The sequence below is a fragment of the Falsiroseomonas sp. HC035 genome (genome assembly GCF_050563525.1).
Taxonomy (GTDB): domain Bacteria; phylum Pseudomonadota; class Alphaproteobacteria; order Acetobacterales; family Acetobacteraceae; genus Falsiroseomonas.
Genome location: NZ_JBNXUN010000006.1, coordinates 28,224 through 41,917, shown reverse-complemented (window position 1 = coordinate 41,917; position 13,694 = coordinate 28,224). Strand labels below are relative to the sequence as shown.

17 protein-coding genes are annotated in these 13,694 nt (G+C 70.7%); 11 read left to right on the top strand and 6 right to left on the bottom strand.

Features of this window, described 5'->3' with window-relative positions:
• Positions 1 to 7: 7 nt before the first annotated feature.
• Positions 8 to 547 (top strand): GNAT family N-acetyltransferase, encoded by a 540-nt coding sequence (locus ACLF3G_RS14505; protein ID WP_430670097.1) that lies wholly within the window; start codon positions 8 to 10, stop codon positions 545 to 547.
• Here ACLF3G_RS14505 and ACLF3G_RS14500 read toward each other — a convergent pair.
• Both ACLF3G_RS14500 and ACLF3G_RS14495 read right to left on the bottom strand, forming a co-directional pair.
• Positions 534 to 968 (bottom strand): phage holin family protein, encoded by a 435-nt coding sequence (locus ACLF3G_RS14500; protein WP_430670096.1) that lies wholly within the window; start codon positions 966 to 968, stop codon positions 534 to 536. The genes ACLF3G_RS14505 and ACLF3G_RS14500 overlap by 14 nt on opposite strands.
• 14 nt (positions 969 to 982) lie before the next feature.
• Complete coding sequence (locus tag ACLF3G_RS14495; RefSeq protein ID WP_430670095.1) at positions 983 to 1,330, bottom strand: hypothetical protein; 348 nt, start codon at positions 1,328 to 1,330, stop codon at positions 983 to 985.
• Positions 1,331 to 1,501: 171 nt separating this feature from the next.
• Here ACLF3G_RS14495 and ACLF3G_RS14490 point away from each other — a divergent pair, with 171 nt between their 5' ends.
• The 3 genes from ACLF3G_RS14490 to ACLF3G_RS14480 all read left to right on the top strand — a co-directional run bounded on the left by ACLF3G_RS14490 (position 1,502) and on the right by ACLF3G_RS14480 (position 4,877).
• Complete coding sequence (locus tag ACLF3G_RS14490; RefSeq protein WP_430670094.1) at positions 1,502 to 2,551, top strand: extracellular solute-binding protein; 1,050 nt, start codon at positions 1,502 to 1,504, stop codon at positions 2,549 to 2,551.
• 482 nt (positions 2,552 to 3,033) lie between these two features.
• On the top strand, positions 3,034 to 3,786 hold the full coding sequence (locus ACLF3G_RS14485; protein WP_430670093.1) for a superoxide dismutase: 753 nt from the start codon (positions 3,034 to 3,036) through the stop codon (positions 3,784 to 3,786).
• Between the two features lie 62 nt (positions 3,787 to 3,848).
• Complete coding sequence (locus tag ACLF3G_RS14480; RefSeq protein WP_430670092.1) at positions 3,849 to 4,877, top strand: SDR family oxidoreductase; 1,029 nt, start codon at positions 3,849 to 3,851, stop codon at positions 4,875 to 4,877.
• A gap of 7 nt (positions 4,878 to 4,884) precedes the next feature.
• Here ACLF3G_RS14480 and ACLF3G_RS14475 read toward each other — a convergent pair whose 3' ends face one another.
• Complete coding sequence (locus ACLF3G_RS14475; protein ID WP_430670091.1) at positions 4,885 to 5,235, bottom strand: NIPSNAP family protein; 351 nt, start codon at positions 5,233 to 5,235, stop codon at positions 4,885 to 4,887.
• A gap of 145 nt (positions 5,236 to 5,380) precedes the next feature.
• On the opposite strand from ACLF3G_RS14475, the gene phnC reads away from it, so the two are divergent.
• Genes phnC through phnE (ACLF3G_RS14455) form a run of 4 tightly spaced genes read left to right on the top strand, consistent with a single transcriptional unit; the run spans position 5,381 to position 9,028 of the window.
• Positions 5,381 to 6,214, top strand: coding sequence for a phosphonate ABC transporter ATP-binding protein (phnC, locus tag ACLF3G_RS14470; RefSeq protein ID WP_430670090.1), 834 nt, complete (start codon positions 5,381 to 5,383; stop codon positions 6,212 to 6,214).
• A gap of 53 nt (positions 6,215 to 6,267) precedes the next feature.
• Positions 6,268 to 7,245: a phosphate/phosphite/phosphonate ABC transporter substrate-binding protein gene (gene phnD, locus ACLF3G_RS14465; RefSeq protein WP_430670089.1), complete on the top strand. Its 978-nt coding sequence runs from the start codon at positions 6,268 to 6,270 to the stop codon at positions 7,243 to 7,245.
• Positions 7,246 to 7,247: 2 nt separating this feature from the next.
• On the top strand, positions 7,248 to 8,159 hold the full coding sequence (gene phnE, locus ACLF3G_RS14460) for a phosphonate ABC transporter, permease protein PhnE (protein WP_430670088.1): 912 nt from the start codon (positions 7,248 to 7,250) through the stop codon (positions 8,157 to 8,159).
• Positions 8,160 to 8,164: 5 nt separating this feature from the next.
• A complete protein-coding gene (phnE, locus tag ACLF3G_RS14455) occupies positions 8,165 to 9,028 on the top strand; it encodes a phosphonate ABC transporter, permease protein PhnE (protein ID WP_430670087.1) in 864 nt (287 codons plus the stop codon).
• 1 nt (position 9,029) lies between these two features.
• Here the strand turns inward: phnE (ACLF3G_RS14455) and ACLF3G_RS14450 are convergent, their stop codons facing one another.
• The 3 genes from ACLF3G_RS14450 to phaR all read right to left on the bottom strand — a co-directional run bounded on the left by ACLF3G_RS14450 (position 9,030) and on the right by phaR (position 10,735).
• On the bottom strand, positions 9,030 to 9,368 hold the full coding sequence (locus tag ACLF3G_RS14450; RefSeq protein WP_430670086.1) for a hypothetical protein: 339 nt from the start codon (positions 9,366 to 9,368) through the stop codon (positions 9,030 to 9,032).
• On the bottom strand, positions 9,365 to 9,802 hold the full coding sequence (locus tag ACLF3G_RS14445) for a helix-turn-helix domain-containing protein (RefSeq protein WP_430670085.1): 438 nt from the start codon (positions 9,800 to 9,802) through the stop codon (positions 9,365 to 9,367). The genes ACLF3G_RS14450 and ACLF3G_RS14445 overlap by 4 nt, the downstream gene beginning before the upstream one ends.
• Before the next feature lie 159 nt (positions 9,803 to 9,961).
• Positions 9,962 to 10,735, bottom strand: coding sequence for a polyhydroxyalkanoate synthesis repressor PhaR (gene phaR, locus ACLF3G_RS14440; protein WP_430670084.1), 774 nt, complete (start codon positions 10,733 to 10,735; stop codon positions 9,962 to 9,964).
• Positions 10,736 to 10,878: 143 nt separating this feature from the next.
• On the opposite strand from phaR, the gene ACLF3G_RS14435 reads away from it, so the two are divergent.
• From ACLF3G_RS14435 to ACLF3G_RS14425, 3 genes are all read left to right on the top strand, one after another.
• Complete coding sequence (locus ACLF3G_RS14435; protein ID WP_430670083.1) at positions 10,879 to 11,421, top strand: hypothetical protein; 543 nt, start codon at positions 10,879 to 10,881, stop codon at positions 11,419 to 11,421.
• Positions 11,375 to 12,445 carry an alpha/beta fold hydrolase gene (locus ACLF3G_RS14430; protein ID WP_430670082.1) on the top strand — a complete coding sequence of 357 codons (1,071 nt, stop codon included), beginning with the start codon at positions 11,375 to 11,377 and terminating at the stop codon, positions 12,443 to 12,445. The genes ACLF3G_RS14435 and ACLF3G_RS14430 overlap by 47 nt, the downstream gene beginning before the upstream one ends.
• Before the next feature lie 64 nt (positions 12,446 to 12,509).
• On the top strand, positions 12,510 to 13,688 hold the full coding sequence (locus ACLF3G_RS14425; RefSeq protein ID WP_430670081.1) for an acetyl-CoA C-acetyltransferase: 1,179 nt from the start codon (positions 12,510 to 12,512) through the stop codon (positions 13,686 to 13,688).
• Positions 13,689 to 13,694 lie beyond the last annotated feature (6 nt).

Sequence of the window (13,694 nt, the reverse complement as noted above, 5' to 3'; positions counted from 1 at the left end):
CAGGTCCTTGGTCGTCCAGCGCCTCGCGGAGGGCAACGGCATCACCACGCCGCGGCTTTCGCTACGGCCGGTGGCGCCCGAGAACCTGCCTGACCTGATCGCGCTGAAAGCCGATGAGGACGCCTTCGGCCTCATGCTCCATGGCACCCGCACGCCTGAGCGGACGCGGGAGGAGCTTGAGGACGACATGGAGTTCTGGCTGGTGCGCGGCTACGGCACCTGGGCGGTGTACGAACGCGCCACCGGCGACTTCCTCGGCATTACCGGGCTGATGGAGCGGCCCGATGGCCGGGGCGTCGCGCTGCGCTTCGCGCTGTGGCCCGCCTGCCGCGGCAAGGGCTATGCGCGGGAGGCGGCGCGGGCGGCGCTGGCCTTCGGCTTCCGTCGCGGGCTGGCGCAGATCCAGGCCGTGGCGTGGGAGGGCAACGTTGCCTCCCGCCAGGTGCTGGTCGACATCGGCATGGTGGAGTGCGACGAATTCCAGCATCGCGGCCGCCGCATGCTGCTGTTCCGGGCGTTGCCGCCCGAAGAACTCAGCGCCGGTTGAAGAAGCCGACCACCGCCGCGGTCAGGGCCGCGCCGATGGCGCCCTTCTTCAAGGTCTGGCTGCGCAGCAGCGGCGCCAGGATCATCGCCTGCGCCGCGGTGTCGCCCATCTGGCGCATCGCCGCCTGGCGCAGCGCCAGTGCCTCCTCCGCGATGGCGTCGCGCGGCGGCTTGCGGGCCATCAGCCCGAGGATGCCGGCCAGCACCAGGTCCACCGCGGCCACGATCAGCGCCGCCCAGACCGGCCCCTGCGAGGGGACCAGGGCGGCGAAGCCCGCGATATGCAGCATCACCAGCAGCATCAGCGCGAACACCGCTGAAACGGCACCGTAGCCAGCCTGGATGGCGTAGCTCCGGCTTGTACGCTTCAGATACAGCCCTTCCGCCTGCCAGGCGGCACGAACCAGGCTCAGCAGGCGCATCGGGCCGAACACCCTTACTTGCGGTCGGGGTAGACGTAGGTGCGGCTGCCCATCAGCCGGCCCAGGATGTAGCCACCAAACGCAGCGGCCGTCACGTACAGCAGCGGCTGTGCGCGGATGGTCTCGGACACGGCGGTGGCGTTGTCCTCGATGGTGTCGCGGGCGCGACGGGAATAATCCTCCACCGTCTCGGCGGCGTGGCCGAGTGCGGGGGTCACACGCTCCTCCATCAGGCGCTCCACCTGGCTGCGCAGGCGGGCGAGCTCGGCGCGCGCGTCGTCGGCCATGCGGCCGCCGGCGGCGGTGGCGTCGTCACGCAGATTGCGCATGTCGTTGCCCACGTCTTTGCCGAATTGCGACATGATCCTGGTCCTTTCGTGAATTGGTCGCGCGGTTAACGCGCCAGACCCGTTCCGGTTCCATCTCGGGTTCGCGGAACTTGAACCACGCATCGCGCGTGGAGGCGAGACTTCGGCTTCCGGTGGCGTCGCCTGCGCGATAGCCTTGCCGCAGGGTGGCACAGGGAAACGAAGATGCGCGGGCGGCGGCAATGGCTGGCGGCATGCGGGGCCCTTGCCCTGGCCGGGCGCGGGGCCCGGGCGCAGAATCCGCGCGACCTGACCGTGGTCTCCTGGGGTGGCGCCTACCAGGACGCCCAGCGCGACGTGTTCTTCCGCCCCTGGATGACCGCCCAGAACGAACGCATCCTGGAGGAGACCTGGGATGGCGGCATCGACGAGCTGCGCCGCCGCATCCAGCCCGGCCCCAACACCTGGGACCTGGTGCAGGTCGAATCCGAGGAATTGCTGATCGGCTGCGACGAGGGCCTGTTCGAGCCGATGGACTGGGACGCCATCGGTGGCCGCGAGGCCTACCGGCCGGAGGCGGTCAGCCACTGCGGCGTCGGCGCCATCCAGTACTCCTTCATCCTGGCCTGGGATCGGCCCCGGGTGGCGAACCCGCCACGCGGCTGGGTCGACCTGTTCGACACCACGCGCATCCCGGGGCGTCGCGCGCTGCGCCGTGGCCCGAAGACGACGCTGGAGATTGCGCTGCTGGCCGATGGCGTGCCCCGCAACCGGGTCTATGCGGAGTTGGCGACGGAGCGCGGCCTGGCGCAGGCCTTCCGCAAGCTGGAAACGATCCGGGCCGACTTGGCGTGGTGGGAGCGCGGTTCCGAGCCCACGCAGTGGCTGGCAGCCGGGGAGGTGGCACTGACCGCCGCCTATAACGGGCGCATCGCTCTGGCGAATGCGCAGGACGGGCGGGACTTCGGCATCGCCTGGCAGCAGAACCTGACCACGCTGGACAGCTGGGTCATCATGCGCGGCAGCCCGAACCGGGCCCGCGCGCTGGAGTTCCTGCGCTTCGCCGGACAGCCGCAGGTGCAGGCCGGCCTGCCGCCGCGCATCCCCTACGGCATGACGGCGCAGGGGGTGGAGGCCCTGCTGCCCAGCCCCCTGCTGGCCCGCCTGCCGACGGCGCCATCGCACCTGGAGGATTCGCTGCGCATCGACGACCGCTTCTGGGTCGACAACCTGGACCGGCTGAACCGGCGCTTCGAGGCGTTCCTGGCGGGGTAGGGACCCGCCGCTTGCTCAGGGGCGGGGTGCGCCGCGCAGCCAGCCGGGCGCAAACACCCACAGCCCGTCGCGTTGCGCCAGCAGGTCCCGGGACCGGTCGGCACGTGCCGCCACCAGGCGGCGCATCGCCTTGTCGCGCCGGCGCGGCCGCGACCAGCCTGCGAACTCGGCTCATCCCGGCCTGGATGTCGAACACCTGCAGCGCCAGCACGGCAGCGAGCAGCCAGCGCAGTCGCGCCACGCCCAGGCGCTGCGCCAGCGTCGCAGGCATCACCCCGGGCCCATCCCGTTGCTTTTCCTGCCACCCCGAGCACGCGGGCCGTGTTCATTGAATCGCGAGCCTGCAAGGCTTGTCCGCAGACACGACTGGCCGGGCTGCGGCGATAGTGGCCCTCCTGGCGCAAAACTGAGGGGGCGGCACCTTGGCGCCCGAAGTGCCGCGGCCCACTGTCCGAGCACAGGAAACCCAAGGAAGCCATCGCATGACCCAACTGCACCGCCGCCGCCTGCTGGGCGGATTGGCGCCTATCGCCGCCACGCTGGCCCTGCCGGTCTGGGCGACGCCGCGCCCTGCCTTCGCCCAGGCCGCCGCGGGCGCACCGCCCTCCGGCCCGCACCGGCAGGCGCCGATGCCCTACGCCTTCGACAAGAATGAGGCGGCGATCGATGCGCGGACCATGGAACTGCACTACCGCTTCCACCATGGCAGCCAGGTCAACGGCCTGAACACGGCGCTGCGTGACCATGGCGCGCTGGCGCAACTGCCGCTCGACCAGCTGCTGATGAAGCTGGCCGAGGTGCCGGACAGCGTGCGAACCGCGGTGCGCAACAATGGCGGCGGCCATGCCAACCACACGATGTTCTGGGAGATCATGGGCGGGTCCGGCGGCACGCCCGATGGCGAGCTGGCCGAGGCCATCCGCCGCGACTTCACCGACCTCGACACGCTGCGCAGCCGCTTCAACGCGGCGGCCAATGGCGTGTTCGGCAGCGGCTGGGCCTTCGTGACGGTCAACCGGGAAGGACGCCTCGCGCTGGTGACCAAGCCGGGTCAGGACACGCCGCTGATGGACGGCCAGCGCGTGCTGCTCGGCAACGACGTGTGGGAGCACGCCTACTACCTGCGCTACCAGAACCGCCGTGCCGAATACACCGGCAACTGGTGGAATGTGGTGGACTGGCAGAAGGTGGCGGCGCGCTACGCCGCGGCGAAGGCCGGCACGCTGACGGTGTAGGTCGGAACCGGGAGCGGGGGGCTGCCGTTGGAGCCGGCTCCACCTCCTGGGTCATCGGCATCATGGCGCCTCGCCTCAAGCCCCTTTCGCAACAGGTCCTCGTCATCACCGGCGCCTCCTCCGGCATCGGCCTCGCCACCGCGCGCATGGCGGCGCAGCGCGGCGCGGCCGTGGTACTGGTGGCGCGCAGCGAAGCATCGCTGGCCGAGGCGGTGGCGGAGATCCGGGAGGCCGGCGGCCGGGCCGAGTACCGTGTCGCGGACGTGGCGGACCGGGAGGCGCTGCAGGGCGCCGCCGACCTCGCCACGGAAAAATTCGGCGGCTTCGATGCCTGGGTGAACGATGCCGGCGGCAGCATCTACGGCACGCAGGAACAGACGCCGGTCGAGGACCAGCGCCGGCTGTTCGAGACGAACTACTGGGGCACCGTGCATGGCAGCCTGATCGCCTGTGCGCATCTGAAGCCGAAGGGCGGCGCGCTGGTCAATGTCGGCTCCGTTCTGTCGGACCGGGCGATGATCTACCAGGGCACCTATTCCGCCACCAAGCACGCGGTGAAGGCCTTCACCGACGCGCTGCGGATGGAGTTGGAGGCGGAGCGCGCGCCGGTTTCGGTCACGCTGATCAAGCCCGCCAGCATCGAGACCACCTTCCAGGACCATGCCCGCATCCTGCTGGACACGCCGGGCGTGATGGTGCCGCCGCCGACCTACGATCCTCGGCTGGTCGCGCGCGCCATCCTGTTCGCCTGCACGACGCCGCGGCGCGACCTGTACGTCGGCGGCGGTGGGGCCGCGATCTCCCTGTTCGGCAACTTGTTCCCGCGTGGCACCGACCTGGTGATGCAGGCGATCGGCCGCAGCAGCCAGACCACGCGGCGGACGGGCAAGCCGGAGCGGCGGGACAACCTGTACCAGGGCCGGCCAGGCGGCGCCGAACGGTCGAGCCTGTCCGGCACGCCGCAGCGGACATCCAGCCTGCTGCTGGAGGCGCAGATGAACCCGGTGGCGGCGCTGGCGGCGACGGCGGGCCTTGCCGCGCTGGTCGCCGGTACCCTGATGACCGGCGCGATGCTGTCGCGCCGGCGCTGAACGCTGGTCAGCCTGCCGCCTTCTGCCGCGCGGTGAAGAACGGCGTCGGCTTGATCAGGCGGTTTTCCATCTTGACCAGCAGGCCGCGGTCGCCGGCGGCCTTCAGGTATTCGCCCCAGGCCGGGTCGGCGGCCATGGCGCTGCGGCGGCGCTCGCGGTCGCCCTGGTCCGCATAGCCCCACATGTGCACCACGGTGTTCAGCGCGCCCTCGACGGTGGTGTACCAGCCCAGGCAGTTCTCAAGGTACTTGAGCTGGAGCGGCCAGGCCTTCTCCTCATACAGCGCCACGAATTCCGGCAGCTTGTTGGGCAGCGTGGTGTAGATGCGCAGGTCGACGATTCCGTAAGGCGCCGGCATGGGGTGTTCCTCCTTGTCCCGCGGCCAGCATGGCGCGCCGGGCCGGGGCGGGGAAGCCGCGTCAGGTGCAACCGCTTCATCATGGCGGTGTCACCGCCACGTCATCCGGTGCTTGTATAGCCCCCTACAGCAAGGGGCTGCACGGATGCTGGAACTGCAGGGCCTGACGCGTCGCTTCGGCGCCGTCACGGCCGTCAACCAAGTGAACCTGGTCATCCCGGACGGGCAGATGGTCGGCGTCATCGGCCGGTCCGGCGCCGGCAAGTCCACCCTGCTGCGCATGATCAACCGGCTGACCGAACCTTCCGAGGGCCGCATCGCCTATGGCGGGCGGGACATCACCATGCTGCGCGGCGCGGCGCTGCGCCGCTGGCGCACCGACTGCGCGATGATCTTCCAGCAGTTCAACCTGGTGCAGCGGCTGGACGTGCTGACCAACGTGCTGGTCGGCCGGCTGAACCACCGCCCCGGCGTGATGGGCACCGTCACCAGCCTGCTGAAGATGTTCACACCGAAGGAACGCGCCATGGCGATCCAGGCGCTGGACCGGTTCGACCTGGCGGAGGTGGCGCTGCAACGCGCCGATACGCTGTCCGGCGGCCAGCAGCAGCGCGTCGCGATCTGCCGCGCCCTGTTGCAGGAACCGCGCCTGATCCTGGCCGACGAGCCGATCGCCAGCCTCGACCCGCGCAATGCGAAGACGGTGATGGACGCGCTGCGCCAGGTGAACCGGGAGGACGGGCTGACCGTGCTCACCAACCTGCATCACCTGAACACCGCCCGGCAGTACTGCGACCGCATCGTCGCCATGCAGGCCGGCCGCGTGATGTTCGACGGCACGCCGTCCGAACTGACCGCGGCGCGGGTGCAGGAGATCTACGGCGTCACCGAGGATGAATTCGAGGACCAGGCGGAGGAGCAGGCAAGCACCGCCGCGCGCCCGGGCCTCCTCGCGCAACCCGGCCTCGCCGTCGCCTGAACCGGGCGGCGTGGTCGGCGGATTTCCCCCCAAGCTCTCCTGGAGAGACCCGCATGATCACCCGTCGCCTTCTGGTCGCCGGCGCCACGCTGGCGCCCTTCGCCGTGGCCGCCCAGACCGCAAGCCAGACACCCACGCCGGCCATGCCGCAGCCGGGCCGCCGCGCCTGGGCGCAGCAGGTGCCGCAGTTGCGCATCGGCCTGCTCGGCGGTGAGAACGAGCAGGACCGGCTCGGCCGCTACGAGGTCTACCGCGCGCTGCTGGAGACCACCTTCGGCATCCCCGTCCGCCTGTTCCCGGCCGCCGACTATTCCGGCGTGATGCAGGCCTTCGGCGCGCGGCAGATCGAGGGCGCGGGCATGGGCGCCTCCGCCTATGCCGGCGCGTGGCTCGACACCAATGGCGGGGTCGAGCCGCTGTGGGTGGCGCGGGAGGCCGATGGCGGCATCTCCTACATCGCGGTGATGGTGGTGCGCGCCGACAGCGGCATCACCAGCCTGGAGGACATGCGCGGCAAGGCGTTGGCCTGGGCGGACGCCAACTCCACCTCCGGCTACCTGGTGCCGCGCAGCGAGCTGCGCGCCGCCGGCATCGGCACCGAAAGCGGCCAGTACTTCTCCCGCACCGGCTTCGGCGGCGGGCATGAACAGGCGGTGGTGGCGGTTCTGCAACGGCAGTATGATGCCGCCGTCACCTGGGCCTCCGGCCAGGGCGAGGTCAGCCAGGGTTTCACCCGCGGCAACCTGCGCGCCATGGTGGAGAAGGGCATGCTGAACATGGCGGACCTGCGCATCATCTGGACCTCCGCGCCGATCCTGAACGGGCCGATGACGGTGCGGCGCGACCTGCCGCAGGCCTTCAAGGACGATTTTCGCGACTTCCACTTGGCGCTCGCCGGTGCGCATCCGCAGATCTACGCCCAGATCGAACGCGGCGGCGGCCAGGGCTACGCGCCCGTGACGCACGAAATGTTCGAGCCGATCGTGCGCCTGCGCCGCGAGGAAGCGGCCGAACGCCGCCGCCGCTCCTAGTGATGGACGCCGCGCTGCCCGCCTCCTCCCTGCCTGCCGCGGATGTCGTCTCGCGGGCGGAGGCGGCGTTCCGGGCGGCGCGGCGGATGCGGCGGCAGGCGACGCTGCGGTGGGGCGTGATCCTGCTGGCGTGCCTGGTCCTGTCGGCCTGGCTCAGCGAGATGACGCCGGGCGCGCTCGCCGATGGCCTGCCGCGCATCGGCGAGTATTTCTGGCGCATCGTGCCGACCCTGCGGTGGGAGACGCTGTTTTCCGACTGGGAGACCGAGGGCAGCCTCGCCTCCTGGTTCTACCGCCTCGACAAATGGGCCTGGCTGATCTTCGAGACCAGCCAGATGGCGCTGCTGGGCACGCTGTTCGGCACGGCCATCGGGTTCAGCCTGTGCTTCGTGGCGGCCCGCAACCTGGCGCCGAACCGGGTGGCCTTCCAGGTCGCGCGGCGCTTCCTCGAGTTCTGCCGCACGGTGCCGGAAATCGTCTTCGCGCTGATCTTCGTCTGGGCCTTCGGCGTCGGCCCGCTGGCCGGTATCCTTGCCATCATCATCCACACCGCCGGTGCCAACGGGAAGCTGTTCGCGGAAGTGGTGGAGAATGCCGAAGCCTCGGCGATGGAGGGTGTGCGCGCCGCCGGCGGCAACTGGTTCCACCGGGTGCGCTTCGGCGTGCTGCCGCAGGTGGCGCCGAACCTTCTCAGCTACACGCTGCTGCGTTTCGAGATCAACGTGCGCGGCGCCAGCGTGCTCGGCTTCGTCGGCGCCGGTGGGATCGGGGAGGAGCTGTATCACGTGATCTCCTTCAACTACTACGAGGAGGTCGGCGCCATCGTGGTCCTCATCATCCTGTCGGTCGCGATGATCGACCTGGTGTCCGAACGCCTGCGGCACGGCCTGATGGCCGGCACGGCGCGGGGCTGACGGCGATGGCGCTCGCCCAGCCGACACCCGGCCAGATCAAGCAGATCCGCGCGCGCATGCCGGCGGCGTTCGGGCCGACGCCGCGGGTGCGGGCGCTGCGGGCGGCGGCGGGAATTGCCGCGCTCGCCTGGATCGGCTTCCTGTTCTGGTGGTTCCAGATCACGCCGGCCCGGCTATGGAACGGGCTTTCGGGACTCGGCACCATCGTCGTGCTGATGATCCCGCCCTCGCCGGGCGAGCTGTGGGTGGATATCCTGGAGGGCATCGCCGAAAGCGTCGCCATGGCCTTCCTCGGCACCTTCATCGCCGCCGTCATCGCGGTGCCGCTGGGCTTCCTCGGCGCGCGCAACGTGGTGGTGAACGCGCTGGCGCATTTCTCCATCCGCCGGGTCTTCGACGGCTTCCGCGGCGTGGATCAGTTGATCTGGGCGCTTGCCTATGTCCGAGCCGTCGGCCTCGGCCCGCTGGCTGGCGTGCTGGCGATTGCGACGGCGGACATCGCGGTGCTGGCCAAGCTGTATGCCGAGGCGATCGAGAATGCGGAACGCCGGCAGGCGGAGGGGATCGAGGCGGTGGGCGGCAGCCCGCTGATGCGCACCCGCTTTGGCCTGTTGCCGCAGGTCCTGCCGGTGATGCTGTCCCAGGCGCTGTACTTCCTGGAAAGCAACACGCGCTCCGCCAGCGTGCTTGGCATCGTCGGTGCCGGCGGGATCGGGCTGGCGATCGCCGAGCGCATCCGCATCCGTGCCTGGGACGAGGTGGCCTTCATCATCATCCTGATGCTGGTCGTGGTCGCCATCATCGACCAGATTTCCGCCCGCATCCGCCGCAGGCTGATCGGGGGGAGGGAGATCCTGCCGGCACGCTGACTCAGCGCGGGATGACTCGGGCGATGCTGATCTGGCGGCCTTGCTCGGCGATGCGTGGCGGTGCCCCGATAGCGCTCAGCGACCAGGCCAGGTCCAGCACCTCTCCGGCCAGTGTCACTCGGGCGCCGGGTTCGAGTTCGGCGCGGATGCTGCTGACATCGCCCTGCACATGCAGGCTGCGGCAGCCGCCGGTCAGGACCAGAGCGTTGCGGTGGCCGCGCACCAGCACGTCGCGGCCGGTGCAGTCCAGGCTTTGCCGCAGGGCGCTGCCCTCGATCAGCAGGGGTTCTGCGGCAGCCGGGCTGGCGAGGAGCAGCAGCAGCCCCGCCAGTCGTCTCACGATGCGCCGCGTTCCGCCTGCGACTGCGCGGCCAGGGCGCGGGCCATCTGGCTCAGCGCCTCCTGGTGCTTCTCGTTGTCGATCAGCGCGAAGTTGCGGGCCAGTTCCAGGCACATGCGCTGGCGTGGGGAAGCCTCGGGGCCGGCATTTTCGCTCGTCAGCCCGTCGAAGAACCAGGACACCGGCACGCCCAGCACCTGGCCGATCTCGAACAGCCGCCCGGCCGAGATCCGGTTCAGGCCGCGCTCATATTTGTGCGCCTGCTGGTAGGTCACGCCGATCAGCTTCGCGAGCTGCTGCTGCGACAGGCCCATCATCACGCGGCGCTCGCGGATGCGGGCTCCCACATGGCGGTCGGCGGCGTTCGCGCGCTGTCCCGGACGCTCCCCGGCCACGGCGGGAATGGCCTGTTCTTCGGTCTCGATCGTCGGCATTGCTGGACCTCCGCGGCGCCGGCCGCGATACATCTGATGAGCAGGCTCTATTGCGCACGGGTTCGCCTCTCGCGCGCATGACAAGGACGTGATGTAGACCGACTTACGTTATTTTTGCGTGTAGGTCCCACATTCTACTCGCGTCGGACGCGAGTCCGGCTAATCCCGCTTCTTCGCGGCCTCCATTGCCTTGTAGTGCTCGATCTGCTGGCGAAGGGCCTCGAGCTCCGCCTGCAGCGCGGCGAGGCGGGCGGAATCGGGCTGCGGCTCGGCCTGTTCTCCGGCGGCGCGGAAGGGCGAGAACAGGCTCATCGCGCGCTCCATCATGGCCATGTTCTGCTTGCCCATCTCCTCCAGGTTGGTGAAGGGGATGAAGCCGCCCATGGTCTGTTCGACGGTGCGCCGCACCTGGTCATGCTGGCGGGAGAAGGCGCCCATCACCGATTCCAGGTAGCGTGGCACCAGGGACTGCATGCTGTCGCCGTAGAAGCCGATGATCTGACGCAGGAACGAGGTCGGCAGCAGGTTGCGGCCCTTGGCTTCCTCCTCGACGATGATCTGCGTCAGCACGCCGCGGGTGATGTCCTCACCGGATTTCGCGTCGTAGACCACGAAGTGCCGCCCGTGGCGGACCATCACCGCCAGGTCCTCCAGCGTGACGTAGGAGGAGGATTCCGTGTTGTAGAGCCGGCGGTTGGCGTATTTCTTCACAACCACCGGCGGCATTGCCGCGGTTTCCTCGTTGAGCGCCGCACCGGTCGGGGGACCACCCGGCTGTTCGCTATCTGCCCTGCCCTGGGCCTCGGACGGCGGCGAGCCCTTGGCGAGGGAGGGTTTGCGGCCCGCCGCTTGGCCGGCTCCCTTCTGGATCGTATCCTGTGCCATGTTCGCCCTGCTTTCCCCGGCGGTGCTGCCGTCATCGAATCCTACCATGCGCTGCATCGCAGCGCGAAACACCTGTTTCTCGGATTCTGACGCCATCGCACGCAGCCGGTCCTGTCCGCGGGCGTTGGCTGGACTATGATCCCGCGCGGGCTGGCCCTCGCCGGTCCGCATGACGGGTTCCTCGAGGATGGATGATGCACGGGGACGGCGCCAAGGACGGCCGGGATGCGGCGGCGGAGCTGGAAGCGCTGGCCGAGGACTGGATCGCCCTGTGGCAGAGCGAGATTGCCGGATTGGCGGCGGACCGCGAAACCGCCGAGACCTGGGCCGCGATGACCGCCGCCTGGGCCGGGCTGGGTGGCGCGTGGCTGCGGGCGGCCATCGCGCCGCCCTTCGGCCGGCCGCCGCCGGGCGCGCCAGGATTTCCGCCGAACTGGCCCATGCCGAACTGGAGCCCACCCGCCTGGCCCACCTGGCCCGCGCATGACAGCGCCGCTGCGCCGCCGCGGCCCGCGCCCGCTGCCGCTGCACCTGATCCTGGGCGCGAGCCGGGGGATGGCGGCGATCGCGAGCGCGGGGAGCCTGCCGGGGCTGACCGGATCGCCGAGCTGGAGCGCCGGCTGGCCGAACTCGAGCGCGTCGGCCCAGGGCGGCAGCAGCCGGGTCTCGCCGGCCGGGCAGGCGGAGATGCGCCGGATCGTCGCCGCCCTCGCCGCCGGAAGCCACCCGCCTGAGGCCTTCCGGGCCGCGGTGATCCGCCGGCTGCTGCGCGCCGATCGTGCGCTGCTGGCCGGCATCGCCGCCTATCGGCGCCACCCCTACACGCGCACCCTGCCGGACCCGCCGGTGGCCTGGGCCGAAGGTGGATCCCGCGTTCTGGATTATGCGGCCGGCGCGCCTGGCATGCCGGTGCTGTTCGTGCCCTCGCTGATCAACCGGGCGCAGGTCCTGGACCTGATGCCAGGGCGGTCCCTGTTGCGTTTCCTGGCCGGGCAGGGGCAGCGCCCGCTGTTGCTGGACTGGGGCTGGCCGGAACAGGCCGAGCGCGGCTTTTCCCTCACCGACTACATCGCCGGCCGGCTGGAACGCGCACTTGCCGCGCTGCCGGGGCCGGTGGTGCTGGTCGGCTACTGCATGGGCGGGCTGCTGGCGCTGGCCGCGGCGCTGCGGCGGCCGGACCGGGTGGCGGCGCTTGGCCTGCTGGCGACGCCGTGGGATTTCCACGCGGATGTGGCTGAGGCTGATCGGGCGCGTGGCGCCGCCGCCCTGCTGCCGGGGCTGGAGCCGATGATGCAGGCCACCGGCGCGCTGCCGGTCGACGTCATCCAGACCCTGTTCGCCGGGCTCGACCCCTTCGGCATCCCGCAGAAATTCCGCGCCTTCGCCCGCCTCGACCCGGCCTCCGACCGCGCCGCGCAGTTCGTCGCGCTGGAGGATTGGCTGAACGACGGCGTGCCGCTGGCAGCCCCCGTGGCGCGGGAGGCGCTGGGCGGCTGGTACGGCGCCAACACCCCGCACCGCCTGGCCTGGCGCGTGGCCGGCGCGGTGGTGGACCCGTCCGTGCTGGCGATGCCGGCCTTCTGCGCCGTGCCGCACCGGGACCGCATCGTGCCGCCGGCATCCGCCCGGGCCCTCGCCGCACAACTGCCACGGGCCACGGTGCATGAGGCCGCCGCGGGCCATATCGGCATGGCCGCCGGCAGCGGGGCGGAGGCGGCGCTGTGGCGCCCGCTGCTGGCCTGGCTGCGCGGCTTGTAGCCGCCTTCGCGCCGCACCACACTGGCAGCCAACGCCAGCCAAGCAGGAAGGAGCCGCAGGGCCCATGTCGACCGAGATTGTCATCGCCTCCGCCGCCCGCACCCCCGTGGGATCCTTCAACGGCGCCTTCGCCAGCCTGTCGGCCCATGCGCTCGGCACCGTCGCCATCCGTGCCGCGCTCGAACGCGCCGGCGTCGCGCCGGACCAGGTGGATGAAGTGATCCTCGGCCAGGTGCTGCCGGCCGGTGCCGGCCAGAACCCGGCCCGCCAGGCCGCCATCGCCGCCGGCATCCCGGTGGAGCGCACCGCCTTCGGCATCAACCAGCTTTGCGGATCGGGCCTGCGCACCGTCGCGCTCGCGGCGCAGCAGATCGCCTGCGGCGATGCCGGCATCGTCGTCGCCGGCGGGATGGAAAGCATGACCCAGGCGCCGCACTGCGCGAACCTGCGCGCCGGCCAGAAGATGGGCGACCTCGCCATGGTCGACACTATGATCAAGGACGGGCTGTGGGACGCCTTCCATGGCTACCACATGGGCAACACGGCAGAGAACGTGGCGCAGAAGTTCCAGCTGACGCGCCAGGAACAGGACGAATTCGCTGCCGCCAGCCAGCGCAAGGCCGGCGAGGCGATGAAGGCCGGCCGCTTCCGCGACGAGATCACCCCGGTGACCGTGAAGGGCCGCAAGGGCGACACGGTGATCTCGGAGGATGAGTACCCGAAGCCGGAGACGACGCTGGAGGTGCTCGCCAAGCTTCGCCCGGCCTTCAGCAAGGAAGGCACCGTCACCGCCGGCAATGCCTCCGGCATCAATGACGGCGCCGCCGCGGTGGTGGTGATGTCGGCCGAGGAGGCGCGCCGCCGCGGCATCACGCCGATGGCGCGCATCGTGTCCTGGGCCACGGCGGGCGTCGATCCCTCCATCATGGGCACCGGGCCGATCCCGGCCAGCCGCAAGGCCTTGCAGAAGGCGGGCTGGGATGTCGCCTCGCTCGACCTGATCGAGGCCAACGAGGCCTTCGCGGCGCAGGCCTGCGCGGTGAACAAGGACCTCGGCTGGGACCCCGCCAAGGTGAACGTCAATGGCGGCGCGATCGCGCTCGGGCACCCCATCGGGGCCTCGGGCGCGCGGGTGCTGAACACGCTGCTGTTCGAGATGCAGCGGCGCGATGCCAAGCGCGGCCTGGTGACTCTGTGCATCGGCGGCGGGATGGGTGTCGCGATGTGCGTTGAACGCGCCTGACACACG